This window comes from Pseudobacillus sp. 179-B 2D1 NHS, assembly GCF_045370945.1.
Taxonomy (GTDB): domain Bacteria; phylum Bacillota; class Bacilli; order Bacillales; family Domibacillaceae; genus Pseudobacillus.
In genome coordinates this window covers 77,773-91,117 of the sequence record NZ_JBIQDP010000021.1, presented here as the reverse complement: position 1 = coordinate 91,117, position 13,345 = coordinate 77,773, and the positions used below count along the sequence as shown (strand labels likewise).

Here is a 13,345-nt window from a genome sequence, read left to right as displayed (position 1 = left end):
AGTTATTTTCGAGTATCCCATACTCGTTTTCAACTTAAAGGTGTTTTTTATTTGTCTCACTTTATGGGGTCAGTCCCATCAGTCCCATGGGATCAGTAAAGGGCTTTTTTTATAAGCGCGAGCGCAAATAGGCATTAATAAACGGACTGATTTCTCCATCCATCACTGCTTGGACGTTCCCAGTCTCCTCATTGGTCCGATGATCTTTTACCATTGAGTAAGGATGGAAGACATATGAACGGATTTGGCTTCCCCAGCCAATTTCTTTTTGTTCTCCGCGAATTTCTGCCAATTCGGCTTCCTGCTCTTCAATTTTCTTTTGATAGAGCTTAGCTTTTAACATTTTCATCGCATGCTCACGGTTTTTAATTTGCGAGCGCTCTGATTGACAGGTCACAACTGTATTAGTTGGCAAGTGGGTAATTCGGACAGCAGAATCCGTTGTATTTACGTGCTGACCACCCGCTCCGCTTGAGCGGTACGTATCTATCTTAAGATCTTCCGTACGGATATCAATTTCGATATCATCATTGAATTCCGGCATAACCTCACATGAAACGAATGAAGTATGTCGGCGTCCCGAAGAATCAAATGGAGAAATCCGCACTAAGCGATGTACACCCTTTTCTGCTTTTAAGTAGCCATAGGCATTATGTCCCTTAAATAGAAGCGTTACACTCTTTACACCCGCTTCATCTCCAGGAAGATAATCCATCGTTTCCACTTTAAACCCTTGCTTTTCTCCCCAGCGTGTATACATGCGTAGCAGCATCGAGCCAAAATCCTGTGATTCGGTACCACCCGCTCCTGGGTGTAGTTCTAATATGGCATTATTCTTATCATAAGGATCGCTTAACAGCAGCTGCAGCTCGAAATTACTGATTCGATTCCGGAACTCCTCCAGTTCGTTTTCCAGCTCTCCCTGCAGTTCTGCATCAGCTTCTTCCTTTACCAGCTCATGTGTTAACTCTAAGTTTTCTTGTGTTTCCAACAGCTCTTTATATTCGTTAACTACTTCTTTTAAACCATTTGCTTCATTGATAACTGTCTGAGCAGCCTGCTGATCATCCCAAAAGTTAGGATGCAGCATTTCATCCTCAAGTGCTGCAATGCGTTCCTCTTTGATTTCTAAGTCAAAGAGACCCCCTAAAGTCCGCTAACTTCTTAGCTGTTTTATCTAACTCATTCCGAATTTCAAATAATTCCATATAAGCACCTCTTCTTTAGTGTAAAAATGTTGTATTATGCCTACATTATTCAAGATATGAATCCGGCATGTTGTTCATCATTCCAGCAGGTTTAGTTACGAAACTCGCTCCCTCTGTCGGAGTTTGAAAATCAACTCCTTGTCGAGAGCTCCAATTCGCTATCACACTGATCGAGCGCCTTCCGCTTTTCTCTTGTCCAGCTGCAGCGGCCAGCCCGTACCGTGGTTTCGGTCTCTCTGTTTGAGTCAAAGAACGACTCCTGGTCGAGCCCTCCAACCTCCTATCGGGCTGATCAGGCCGCTTCCACTTTTCTAATCACCCACAGCAGTTTTTGTATTTTTTGCCGCTGCCGCATGGGCATGGTTCATTTCTGCCGACTGCCGGTGCTTTTCTGACTGGTTTTTTCTTCGCTTTGCTTTCTTCGTCCTCTTTTGGATTTACTGCCTGTCCTTTAGCTACTTCCTGACGCTCCAAATTGTTTTGGATTTCTGCTTTCATGACGTATTTAGCAGCTTCCTCGTTAATGGAGGCGACCATGGCTTCAAACATAGCGAAACCTTCGTTTTGGTATTCACGCAACGGGTCGATTTGTCCGTAGGCACGTAAGTGGATCCCTTGGCGCAGTTGATCCATCGCATCAATGTGATTGATCCATTTAGAGTCAACAGCACGAAGCAGAACAACTTTTTCAAACTCACGCATCTGTTCTTCGCCCATTTGCTCTTCTCTTGTGTTATAGCGCTCTGTTACTTTCGCATAAATGGTGTCTTGCATTTCATCGGCACCCTTGCCTTGTAAATCGTTAATTGTCAGTTCTCCTTCACTTAACAAATTCGCATTTACATAATCGGCAATGGCCTGCAGGTCCATCTGCTCTTCCGTTTCAGCAGTGGTAGTATGAGCTTGGACGACTTGCTTAATGACAGCAAGAATCATCCCTTCTAAAATTTCTCGCAAATTCTCCGATTCTAATACTTCGTCGCGTTGTTTGTAGATGATTTCCCGTTGCTGACGCAAAACATCATCGTATTCCAGCAAGCGTTTCCGGGCATCAAAGTTATTGCCCTCTACACGTTTTTGCGCAGATTCTACTGCCTTGCTGACCATTTTACTTTGAATCGGCTGGCTATCATCCATACCGAGTCTTTCCATCATCGACTTCATGTTATCTGACCCGAAACGGCGCATTAACTCATCTTCCATTGAAAGATAAAATTGTGTAATCCCCGGGTCGCCTTGACGGCCAGAACGTCCACGCAGCTGATTATCAATCCGGCGAGACTCATGGCGCTCCGTACCGATAACAGCAAGACCGCCAAGCTCTTTCACGCCTTCTCCCAACTTGATGTCTGTTCCGCGTCCGGCCATATTCGTCGCGATGGTCACTGCACCAGGCTGACCAGCTTCCACAATAATCTCGGCTTCACGGCCGTGATTTTTTGCGTTCAACACATTATGGGGAACGCCACGCTTCGCCAACAAGGAAGAAATCAGCTCAGACGTTTCAATCGCCACCGTACCGACAAGCACAGGCTGCTTTAGCTGGTGCCGCTGATAGATGTCTTCCACCACCGCCCGGAACTTCCCTTCCATGGAAGCATAAATTAAGTCAGGGCGATCGTCGCGGGCAATCGGACGGTTTGTCGGAATGCTGACTACTTTCATATTGTAAATATTGCGGAATTCTTCTTCTTCTGTTTTCGCTGTTCCCGTCATCCCCGAAAGTTTCTCATACATGCGGAAGAAGTTCTGGAACGTAATTGTCGCCATGGTCATGCTCTCGTTTTGAATAGGGACTCCTTCTTTGGCTTCAATTGCCTGGTGAAGGCCATCACTGTACCGGCGCCCTTTCATTAACCGCCCTGTAAATTGATCGACGATAATGACTTCATCTTCTTGAACGACATAGTCCACATCGCGCTGCATTGTGACATGCGCTTTTAACGCCTGATTAATATGGTGGTTCAGCGTTACATGTTTTAAATCAAACAAGTTTTCAATGCCAAACGCCTTTTCCGCTTTATTAATTCCTTCTTCCGTTAGCAGGACACTTTTTGTCTTCACATCATACGTATAGTCATCTTCTGCTTTTAACGTGCGGACAAAGCTGTTGGCATGGATATAAAGCTGTGTTGACTTCTGCGCCTGACCCGAGATAATAAGCGGCGTACGCGCTTCATCAATTAAGATAGAGTCTACCTCGTCAATAACTGCAAAATGAAGCGGGCGCTGTACCTTATGTTCTTTGTAGAGCACCATGTTATCCCGGAGGTAGTCGAAGCCAAATTCATTGTTTGTGCCGTACGTAATGTCTGCTTCGTAAGCCTCTTTTTTCTCTTCTTTCGATAAGCTGTTTAAATTCAGTCCTACACTTAGCCCAAGGAAATTATACAACTCGCCCATTTCCACAGCGTCACGCGAAGCAAGATATTCGTTGACCGTGATAACGTGAACACCTTTGCCGGAAAGAGCATTTAAATATACTGGCATCGTCGCCGTTAACGTTTTTCCTTCCCCCGTCTTCATTTCGGAGATATTGCCTTCGTGGAGAGCAATTCCCCCCATCAACTGAACGCGGTACGGGTAGAGGCCGAGTACGCGTCGTGCTCCTTCGCGCACAACCGCAAAAGCCTCTGTTAATAAATCATCAAGCGTTTCACCTTTTGCATAGCGCTCCTGAAATTCTATCGTTTTGGCGCGCAGATCTTCATCGGACAGCTGTTCCATTTCCTCTGCCAATGATTCAATTTTTAACGCCATTTTTTCTAACCGCTTTACATCGCGTTTATTTGCATCAAACATTTTTGTTAATAAGCCCATTTATAGCCGCTCCTTTTTACTTGCAACAAGTTAGTCCGTGAGCCTGAAAACCTCATAAAATTCCTATTTAATATTACCACTATCACCTGTTTGAAACAACTGAACGGCATGGAGAAAGGCTCTCGTTAAAAAAGTAAAAACGCCTGTGACAGGCGTTTTATACTTGAAGTGCTTGTTTGTCCTGTTGCAAATGTTCCTCCAGAAGAGGCTCCATTTCCTTCACACGCTTTGTTAGACTTGCAGCAGAGACTCCAAGTCGGGAAGCCAGCTGGCTATTTGAATAGTCAGTAGCAACCATTCCATGAGATTGCAGAAGTGAATAAAGAGCAGCTGTATAAATTTCCGGTTTGCGAACTGTCGGATTTTCTTTTTGGCAGTATAGATTCCAAAGAAGTATCGCTGTCTGCTGTCTCAGCTCTTCGATTCCTTCTTCCTGCAGAAATGCAAGCAAGGCATCTGCTGTTTTTTTCTGGGATTCTTTTTCCCATGCTAATTCACTATAATCCAATGTTGCTTCTTTGCCTTTATCTTTCTCTTCACCTTCACCGCCATAAATCGTAAACAGGCCTTCTAACACAGGCAGCCAGTTGGCAGCAAGAAATGTCTGCGGATCTGTTTCTTCCGCTTGCTTAAATTGTGAAGAAATCCAGCTTTCTGCTTCCGCCACGACGTGTTGTTCAAAATGAAAATCAATCATAAAGAACGTATATTCGTTTTCAAATGGCAGCAGGCCACCAGTTACAAAGACTTCTTCGATAGGCAACTGACGGCGTGCTCGGATCGATAGCCTTTCACCCGATAATACATCTTCCACCTCATACACATTGCCTTTGGCAGCTTTTACAGTGCCTGCCACAAACTTTACTTGAGGCCATGCAAGGAGGATGTCTCTCGTCCGCTCTCTCTTCACTGTTTGCGCACGTCTGGCCACAAACTCTTCAAGGACAGTCTGTCCATTTTTAACAGGCTGCGTTAAAATAAACCAAATTTCAAAAGCAATCAGATACACCTGCGGATCTTTGCGAAGCACTTCATACGTATGTAAAAGTGACTGAAAACGTTTCTTCATTTCATACGAATGATGTTCCATAGCGTAATCGATTAGCTCACGTTGTAGATTTTCAAGCTCTTCTTGCATCACTCCGTGAATAGCCGAACCTTCTATTTTTCCACAACATTTTTTGAACTTTTTTCCGCTTCCGCATGGACATGGCTCATTCCGTCCAACTAACATAATTTTACTCCCCCCTGGATCATCAACTCTTCCTCTATAGTAACATGAATTGTCAACTCTCAGTAGGGATAGCCAATAGTTTAAGCAAGCTGCTTCTTCAGAATAAAGCGCCGTTCCCCTCATTAAGTAGTCATTCACCTTTCCCATCCATCACCCGACGATTGTGAAAAAAGGGCATTAAGAAAACAGACTCCTCATTCAGGAGTCTGTTTTCTGTACATTACAGACTTGGTGAAAATTGTTAATTAATATTTTTTCCTACCTCCACCAATATACTTTCCAATTTATTGAATCGATCAGTTACCCTCCAGTTGATACAACACCTTCCGCATTGTCGACGACTGGAGCCTCAGGTGCCTCAATTACTGGTGTTTCAACGGCATCTCCTTCTGCTGGTGTTTCTATATTTTCTTCTTCCGATGCTTCACCAACGACCGTTTGGATAAGCGTTTGGACTTCAATTTGAAGAACCTCGACTCTTTGTTCACGTTTTTGAATATCTCCCGTGGCGGTACCCTTTACCATCAAAGAATCTAATCGATGATTCATAGCATTCAAACGGTTCTCTAACGCTGTTAATTTATCGGCATACTCTTCATGCTTGTCTGTTGCTTCAACGGAAGTGTTTTCTTGCGGCTCTTCTCCAATTGCTGGTGTCTCAAGATTCAGGGAATCAATTTCCTGCTTGTACTCTCCTAATTTTTCTTCTATGCCAGCCACCTGCTTATCGATTGATCTAAGCTGATTGGCTTGTCCTTTAATTTTTTCGTTATTGATCTCCTTTGCCCACTCCTGTTTTTCGGACGGATGAACGTCATCCTTTTGCGCTGCATATCCATATACCGGCGCAGAGAAAATTGTTCCTGCTGCTAGTGCTATTGCAAATGCGGATGATACTTTTTTCTTGTTTGCCATTCACTTACTCCTCCTTTAACATAGTTAAGCAAAGATCAACAGCCAGCAACCAATCGGTGACGCTTTTTTTTCCTGGCCCGGTCTTTACGCTATCCATCATAGCGGTTACCCCTGGTTGAAACCAAGACCCAATATAAAAAGAGGAGAGCCTTACTGTTAAACTTCCATTTTTATCCAATTCTCTCTTTATTTTGTATATTAAAAGAGGAAATGTGCTTGAAACTTTCGCTTACTTCCCTTCTTCTTTTTTCGACTGAAATCGACCAAAGCGTTATTTCTACAAGGTTGTCTCATTCAAAAAAGGGGGTTGGCGAACTGGCTTTCCAACCAACCAAGCAAGCCCGCCTATGCGACTAAAAATAGTCTATTTGATAGATTTCCATTGGCTGTGAAGCCCTTTTATCAAAAAGTCCCCGCTGTCCAAAGACAGCGGGGACTTGATTTGTTTTAATTCGTCTCAATTAAACCGTACTTTCCATCTTTTCGTCTATAAACAATATTTGTACCATTGCTTTCTGCGTCTGTGTAGATAAAGAAGTTATGTCCCAAAAGATTCATTTGCAATACGGCTTCTTCAGAATCCATTGGCTTCAAATCAAATTGCTTTGTACGAACGATTGACAATTCATCTGTCTCTTCTTCTGCTTCAGCAACTGCTGTTTCACTTTGCGCGATGGCAAAATAATCTTGCGGGTCACCCTTTTCGCGGAATTTACGGTTTACTTTTGTTTTATGTTTACGGATTTGGCGCTCTAATTTATCAACAATTAAATCAATAGCTGCATACATATCTTCATTTCGTTCTTCAGCTCGAAGCACAAGGTTTTTCATTGGGATTGTGACTTCGACTTTGGAGTTTTTATCAGAGTAAACTTTCAGATTCACATGCACAGTCGCATTTGGAGTTTCAATAAAATAACGCTCCAACTTGCTGATTTTCTTTTCCACGTATTCACGAATTGCCGGAGTTACCTCAATGTTCTCACCGCGGATGCTATAGTCTAACATGCTGACTCCTCCTTTACAAATAGCTATGTGTATATACTTCTCCTTTCCCTTAGAAACTCCTGCTTAACCTAGCAAAAATGTTTGTCGAAACTTTAATAAATATTTCCTATTCTGTCTATTGATTTTTGCAGTTGTAGCATTTCCTCGGGCCAAGTCCTAATCAAACAGACTTATTTCAGGCATTATACGCGGCAAACGAAGAAATCATGTGGCTGATTCAAAATATTCCATTTAAAAAGCAAAAAGCGAACCGTCTGAAAGCGGTTCGCTCTAAATTAATTCTTTTTATCATAAAAAACGCCATCCATCTGCATGGACGCATAAGGGTTCACATATTTGTCTACAGAGTCCTTCTTTTTTGTTAGACTTTTCATGTCTCTCTGAATGTCTTCTTTTACCTTCTTTAGCCGCATATCGATTACTGCATTGCGTTTAATCATTTCTCGCCCGAGCTCCTGCTCTTCTGCCGTGAAAGGCGGTTTAATATCCGCAAGCAGCTCTTCTCTTCTCTCAAGCAACGTTTCAATAGCCGCCATCATTTGATCTCGGTCTGCCGGCGGACGGCTCACGAGTTGAAATAGCTTTTCCGTTATTTCAAAGCAATTCTTTACAGCCGACATCAGGCTTGCCCACCTGCACCAGCATGCTGAAGCTGGCGATTTTTTTGAATAACGTCCTTCCATGTATCACGGAACTCGATGACGAACCCCTCTACTTCTTCCAAAATGGCTATGTCATTTTTTATATTTGCTTCAATCAAACGGCGGTTTAAATAATCATAAAGAGACAATAAGTTTTCTGATACAGTCATGTCCATGTTTAAGGTAACCATAAGCTCTTGAATGATCGCTTGCGCTTTTTGAATGTTTGTGTTTTTCACTTCAATGTTTTGTGCTGCAATCGCTTGTTTTGCCTGACTAATAAACTTTAAGCAACCGTTGTAGAGCATCAATGTCAATTCCCCAGGGGAAGCCGTTGTTACGGCGTTATTCGAATATGTTTGATAAGGGTTTTTCATTGCCATGAAAAAAAACACTCCTTTAATAATTAAAAATAGCTAAGGGCGCCAGCTAGAAGGCTGCGTTAGCTTTTGCTGGATCGCCCATGCGAGGTTAAATTTTTTTATCTACTAAAATCCCCAAGTAATCCGTCATGGCTGCGTACATGTCGAGAAGCTTTTTTGATGGAATTTCCCTAATGACTTCTTGTGTTTCGTCATCGATCATTGTTACGTAATATTCTTCGAGTTCATCATGAAATTCAAACTTCAAATGAGTGTTTGACGGTTTTAAGAAATCATTCATTCCCTGTACGATTTTTTCCATTTTTGCTTTTTCAGACTTACGCACAGTCATTTCAGTGGTTTCTTCCTGCTTTTGTTCCTGCAGATTGACTTCTGCTGGTTTTTGCACCGCATTTACCGGTATGATTACATGTTTTTGCTTACCTAGCTTATCTATCACTCATTACCGCCCCTTCCGGCTTGGTTTTTCTATTAGTTATATCGGAAGAAGCGAGGCAAAGTTAATAAAAAGAAAAGAATCTATTTCATGATTTTGTGAAAAATACAAATAAATAGAAATAGCAAGAAAACTTCCGTCTAAAAGTCCACTTTCGATTCTACCGGCTAATATACTTTTGTATTAGGGAAGCTGTGCGTTGGAAATATGTTTCCTCATGCGGGACAAAGTCTGCTTTGCTAATCATCCGCCTAAAGGGAATCTGTTCATTGTCTACTCCGATCAAAAAGCCTTCCCCAAACATGTTAAGTTCTTCTCCTTGGCAAAACCTTAAAAAGACAGATAAGTCTACAGAAACGATGCCAGATACCTCTTCTTTTTGCAGCGAATAGTCTTCGATAGGCTTCAAGCTTTTATATAAAAAAACATGACACCATTCGTTATCTAAGAAATCTCCCATGTGTAGACGATCTGGTACGGTGCCAAGTAAAATAAGGTCGTTAAAAGAAACGTCCAGCCCTAGTTCTTCCTGAACTTCGCGCACGCCATCCTTCACCGTCTCATGTGCAAGCAAATGTCCAGCTGCTGTAATATCCAATAGCCCAGGAAAATCCTTTTTCATTTCACTGCGAACTTGTAAATGAATCGTATAACTGTTTTCTTTTTTGCTAATGACCCAGCAGTGAAACGTTTCATGCCAGTGGCCTTTTTTATGCACGTCATCTCTTGAGGCAATGCCTATTTCCTTTCGCTTCTCATCTACCACTCTAATCATTTCTGTTTCCATATGTTCATTTACCTGGATGGATGTGCTGTACGCGCCCGACTTGGCCATCTTCAAGCCTCACCTTTATTCCATGCGGGTGTGAACTAGAGTTTGTTAAAATATCTTTTACAATGCCGGTTGTTCTTTTCCCTGTTCGCTGGTCCTGCTTTAATACAATATCGACCTTTAACCCCGGCTGAATATCTTTGCGGTTTTTTCCACTCATTGAGATAAAACCCCTTTCACGTGATTGTCATATTCCTTAACTATAAACGACGGATGCAGTTCTTTCTAATGAAATATCAGCTTTTCTCTTACTAAGTTCCCCTATGCTACTTTTTGACTAGAAAAGAATATTATCATATAATAATTATTATAAATTGAGAATCAAAGGGGATAATAGTATGGGTATACACCAGTTCACTGCCAAGCAAAAAAGCGGAAAGGAAATCGATTTAAAAGACTACGCAGGTAAAGTTTTACTCATTGTTAATACGGCCAGCAAATGTACCTTCACTCCGCAGTTTGAAGATTTACAAAAGCTATATGTACGATATAGAGAAGCCGGTTTGGAAATTCTCGGTTTTCCATGCAATCAATTTGGTGAGCAAGAGCCTGGCAGCAATGAGGAAGCAGCGGAATTTTGCCAGTTAAATTACGGTGTAACTTTTCCAGTCTTCTCAAAGGTAGAAGTAAATGGAGAGCAGGCGGACCCGCTGTTTCAATATTTAAGAGAAGCAGCTCCATTTCGTGGCTTTGATGATGCCAATGTGAATGAAAAGCTTTTGAAAATGATGATTGCTGACCGGAATCCCGAATGGTTAGTAGGAGATGCTATTAAATGGAACTTTACAAAATTTCTCGTTGATGCCAACGGTACTGTTATCAAGCGCTTTGAACCTTCTGATGACTTTTCTTCGATAGAAAAAGAAGTTGAAAGTTTGTTAGCTTAATAAAAAAGAACCGTGCACAAAGCTCTCACGCTTGCCCTTGTACGGTTCTTTTTATTAAACGCGTTAAATCATTGTTTTTAACAGAGAGTTATTCATGTGTAGAAGTGAATTATTGTTTATATTGATCTAAAGAATAAATCACTTTAGCTGCCTCAGCTCTACTAGCTGATTTTTTCGGTTGGAACGAATTGTTTTTATAGCCCGATATGAACTCCAACTCCGTCGCTATAGCAATTTCATCGGCAAAGCCTTTATGAATGTTCTTCTTGTCTTTGAATGAGACTGGCTTGGAGGCAGAGAATTTTTCCCCTGTTTTTACTTCCAAGGCTTTTACAGTCATGACCGCCATCTGTTCTCTCGTGATCGGCTGATGAGGGGCAAAACGATCTTTGCTTACACCGGAAACGATGCCTGCTTCATACACAGCAGCGACGTCTTTTGCCATAGAAGCCGGCACATCTTTAAATGGAGAAGCATTTTTCGCTTTTAAATTTAATGCCCGGGCTAAAAATGCCGCATACTCTCCTCTTTTTACGCTTGCTTGCGGAGCGAAGGTTTTGTCGTTTTTCCCAAGAATGATTCCCTTCTCTGCTAATACATGAATATATTCATAAGCCCAATGATCTTTTGGAACATCCTTAAATACAAGCGGTTCTTCTCCCGGCTGCGTCGCTTTTGCGTTCATATTAATAGAGTATTGAGCAAACCCGCTATCAAGCTGTTGGATAAATGCAAATTTATCAGATCCATCGATGAATTTTTTGGCATTTGGCGAGCTTTCAAATGTTACTTTAGCGTTTTGTGAAAGCGGAGCAAATGACCAGTTGCCGTCAGCCGATGGATTAATTTCTTTTTCTTCCATAATGTAATCAATTAGAATGCTTCTGCTTTCATCTGGTGTCGCAACAGCGATATTTTTTCCGTCAAGGCCAGGGAAGCTACCGCCGCCGCCAGCACGGTAATTGTTTGTAGCGACAAGGAATTTTTGTTTTGGATCAATTGGCTTGCCGTTGAACCGCAGATTTTTAATGCGGTTAGCATCTGCGTTAACAACTTTGCCGTCCTTTCCATATTTTGCAGGCTGGGCAACATCCACTTGATAGGTGACACCATCGAGCGTATCGAAGTTATAAGTTGGAAAATCTTTATTGATCAGTTCTTGTGCTTCTCCTTTGGACGGATCAATCTGGTTAAATTGTCCAGCTGACATTTCCAGCCATTCTTTCACTTGGGAGCCATCAACCATTACCGCACTTAATGTATTAGGGTACAGATACAGGTCAGATACATTTTTAATAGCAATATCCCCGGCCGGAATATCTGTATAATAGTTCGCTCCCATGCGTGCGCCTGCTTTAAACGGTGCAGCAGCCGATAAAACTGGAATGTTTTCATATTCAGTGCCTTTAATATACTTTTCTACATACCATTTTTGAGCATTGGCAACAATTTGAACAGACGGATCATCTTGTACAAGAGCAAAATAACTATTAATCGGTGCTGTTGTTTTGCCGACTGCACTCCGTATCCAGTCAAGTGTATCCTCATGATCGTCCTTTACAGCATTAACAATGTCTTTATCAGAATCTACTGCTGCTTGGCCATCAGCATTTGCGATTCCCCTTGTTTCTGCTTTAGCATCCGCAACTTTCCATTTGCCATTTTCTTTCCGTAACTGAAGATCAACTACCCCAAGGTGGCTGCCCCAGAATCCCGGCATTACCGCCGCTACGCCATTGACGGTTCCTTTTTCAATATCAGCTCCAGGAAGATCTTTATATTGGCTGCTTGGGAACACGCCGTGAGAGTGGCCAAAGAGAACGGCATCAATTCCCTCTACTTTCGTTAAATCATAAGTCGCGTTTTCCTTCATCGTTCCTTCTTCCATTGTACCAAGTCCTGAATGGGGGATAGCAACGATCACATCTGCTCCTTTTTCTTTCATTTCAGGGACAAATTTTTTCGCAGATTCTATAATATCTTTAGCAATTACTTTGCCTTCAAGATTAGCCTTGTCCCAGTTCATAATTTGCGGCGGCACAAAGCCAATAACGCCTACCTTGATCGTATGTTCTTCACCATCTTCATCCATCACTTTTTTATCGAGTAATAGATAAGGAGTGAAGTAATTCTTATCGTTGTCCGGATTATTATCCTTGTCATCTATGTACACATTTGCATTTACATAAGGGAAATCGGAGCCTTTTAATGACGTACCCAAGAAATCAAGTCCATAGTTGAATTCATGGTTGCCAATATTACCAGCATCATAGTCTAACAGATTCATCGCTTTATATACCGGATGAGTATCGCCTTCTTTTAACCCCTTAATTCTGGCAATATAATCACCAAGCGGATTTCCTTGAATTAAATCTCCATTATCGAACAGCATGGAGTTTTTGCTTTCTGTCCGCGCCTTTTTAATGAGGGAAGCTGTGCGGGCTAGGCCGTAATCATTCACTTCCTTGTCCTGATAGTAATCGTAGTTCATGACATTTACATGGATGTCTGTCGTTTCAAGCAACCGTAATTTAACAATGTCCTCATTCAATACATTGGCATAAGTTGGTTTTTCCATGCTCGCTGGCAAAACAAGCCCAAACACAAGAGCTGCTGTCACTGCTGTCTTTTTCGCTTTGTTGATTCCCATACATGTTCCCTCCCTGAATAAATTATTCCCTTTTTTTGATCATAGCATATAAAGTGTAAATATTTTTATACTTATGTAAACATTATGATAATTTCAGTTAAATTTTTACTTTTGCTGTTCGTGTCCCTCAGCCATACTCATTTATCACAAGCTAGTAAAAGAAGGACAGCAGATTATCACAGAGCACGAAAAATTGAAAGCGTTATCAAAAATGACCGCCATTAAACGGTAAGAACAATGGAAACAAACGCCATAGTGATCCATCTGGACGAATGTGCTAAGAAAAAGTGAACTACACAGTTTTAGCCCTTCCCTTTTGGAATAGCATATA

Annotated in this window: 13 protein-coding genes; 1 reads left to right on the top strand and 12 read right to left on the bottom strand. The window is 41.8% G+C overall.

The genetic code is table 11. The annotated features are described in order from the left end of the window. Positions 1–109: 109 nt before the first annotated feature. The 11 genes from prfB to ACH0BF_RS18640 all read right to left on the bottom strand — a co-directional run bounded on the left by prfB (position 110) and on the right by ACH0BF_RS18640 (position 9,637). Positions 110–1,208 (bottom strand): peptide chain release factor 2 gene (gene prfB / locus ACH0BF_RS18690; protein WP_120034786.1). Its coding sequence is split into 2 segments (ribosomal slippage): positions 110–1,135 and positions 1,137–1,208, totalling 1,098 coding nucleotides; the frame shifts between segments, so codons are not numbered across the junction. A 45-nt stretch (positions 1,209–1,253) separates the two neighbouring features. Beyond that, entirely contained in the window at positions 1,254–1,457 is a 204-nt protein-coding gene (locus tag ACH0BF_RS18685) for a hypothetical protein (RefSeq protein WP_340852305.1), read from the bottom strand. A gap of 66 nt (positions 1,458–1,523) precedes the next feature. Further along, a complete protein-coding gene (gene secA / locus ACH0BF_RS18680) occupies positions 1,524–4,028 on the bottom strand; it encodes a preprotein translocase subunit SecA (protein ID WP_340852303.1) in 2,505 nt (834 codons plus the stop codon). A gap of 157 nt (positions 4,029–4,185) precedes the next feature. Further along, positions 4,186–5,262: an SEC-C metal-binding domain-containing protein gene (locus ACH0BF_RS18675; protein ID WP_120034790.1), complete on the bottom strand. Its 1,077-nt coding sequence runs from the start codon at positions 5,260–5,262 to the stop codon at positions 4,186–4,188. Positions 5,263–5,562: 300 nt separating this feature from the next. Beyond that, the gene (locus tag ACH0BF_RS18670) at positions 5,563–6,177 is read right to left on the bottom strand and encodes a hypothetical protein (protein ID WP_406910003.1); all 615 of its coding nucleotides are present in this window, start codon (positions 6,175–6,177) and stop codon (positions 5,563–5,565) included. Positions 6,178–6,624: 447 nt separating this feature from the next. Beyond that, entirely contained in the window at positions 6,625–7,185 is a 561-nt protein-coding gene (gene hpf / locus ACH0BF_RS18665; protein WP_120034794.1) for a ribosome hibernation-promoting factor, HPF/YfiA family, read from the bottom strand. Positions 7,186–7,460: 275 nt separating this feature from the next. Beyond that, entirely contained in the window at positions 7,461–7,805 is a 345-nt protein-coding gene (gene fliT, locus ACH0BF_RS18660; protein ID WP_120034797.1) for a flagellar protein FliT, read from the bottom strand. Continuing rightward, positions 7,805–8,209, bottom strand: a complete 405-nt coding sequence (gene fliS, locus ACH0BF_RS18655) for a flagellar export chaperone FliS (protein WP_340852301.1) — start codon at positions 8,207–8,209, stop codon at positions 7,805–7,807. Before fliS ends, fliT begins: the two co-directional genes overlap by 1 nt. An 88-nt stretch (positions 8,210–8,297) precedes the next feature. Next, positions 8,298–8,648, bottom strand: a complete 351-nt coding sequence (gene flaG / locus ACH0BF_RS18650; protein ID WP_259455613.1) for a flagellar protein FlaG — start codon at positions 8,646–8,648, stop codon at positions 8,298–8,300. Positions 8,649–8,805: 157 nt separating this feature from the next. Continuing rightward, positions 8,806–9,480 (bottom strand): NUDIX hydrolase, encoded by a 675-nt coding sequence (locus tag ACH0BF_RS18645; RefSeq protein ID WP_406910002.1) that lies wholly within the window; start codon positions 9,478–9,480, stop codon positions 8,806–8,808. Further along, positions 9,437–9,637, bottom strand: coding sequence for a YwbE family protein (locus tag ACH0BF_RS18640; RefSeq protein ID WP_340852299.1), 201 nt, complete (start codon positions 9,635–9,637; stop codon positions 9,437–9,439). The genes ACH0BF_RS18645 and ACH0BF_RS18640 overlap by 44 nt, the downstream gene beginning before the upstream one ends. 178 nt (positions 9,638–9,815) lie before the next feature. On the opposite strand from ACH0BF_RS18640, the gene ACH0BF_RS18635 reads away from it, so the two are divergent. Further along, a complete protein-coding gene (locus ACH0BF_RS18635) occupies positions 9,816–10,364 on the top strand; it encodes a glutathione peroxidase (RefSeq protein ID WP_120034804.1) in 549 nt (182 codons plus the stop codon). 109 nt (positions 10,365–10,473) lie between these two features. Here the strand turns inward: ACH0BF_RS18635 and ACH0BF_RS18630 are convergent, their stop codons facing one another. Next, a complete protein-coding gene (locus ACH0BF_RS18630) occupies positions 10,474–13,014 on the bottom strand; it encodes a bifunctional 2',3'-cyclic-nucleotide 2'-phosphodiesterase/3'-nucleotidase (protein ID WP_483879965.1) in 2,541 nt (846 codons plus the stop codon). Between the last annotated feature and the right edge of the window lie 331 nt (positions 13,015–13,345).

Bases quoted from the DNA above. Each gene is read 5' to 3' on its own strand.
- ACH0BF_RS18635 (WP_120034804.1), top strand. From the start codon at position 9,816: ATGGGTATACACCAGTTCACTGCCAAGCAAAAAAGCGGAAAGGAAATC.
- fliS (WP_340852301.1), bottom strand. From the start codon at position 8,209: ATGGCAATGAAAAACCCTTATCAAACATATTCGAATAACGCCGTAACA.
- ACH0BF_RS18630 (WP_483879965.1), bottom strand. From the start codon at position 13,014: ATGGGAATCAACAAAGCGAAAAAGACAGCAGTGACAGCAGCTCTTGTG.
- ACH0BF_RS18645 (WP_406910002.1), bottom strand. From the start codon at position 9,480: ATGGCCAAGTCGGGCGCGTACAGCACATCCATCCAGGTAAATGAACAT.
- ACH0BF_RS18640 (WP_340852299.1), bottom strand. From the start codon at position 9,637: ATGAGTGGAAAAAACCGCAAAGATATTCAGCCGGGGTTAAAGGTCGAT.
- secA (WP_340852303.1), bottom strand. From the start codon at position 4,028: ATGGGCTTATTAACAAAAATGTTTGATGCAAATAAACGCGATGTAAAG.
- ACH0BF_RS18675 (WP_120034790.1), bottom strand. From the start codon at position 5,262: ATGTTAGTTGGACGGAATGAGCCATGTCCATGCGGAAGCGGAAAAAAG.
- fliT (WP_120034797.1), bottom strand. From the start codon at position 7,805: ATGTCGGCTGTAAAGAATTGCTTTGAAATAACGGAAAAGCTATTTCAA.
- ACH0BF_RS18670 (WP_406910003.1), bottom strand. From the start codon at position 6,177: ATGGCAAACAAGAAAAAAGTATCATCCGCATTTGCAATAGCACTAGCA.
- hpf (WP_120034794.1), bottom strand. From the start codon at position 7,185: ATGTTAGACTATAGCATCCGCGGTGAGAACATTGAGGTAACTCCGGCA.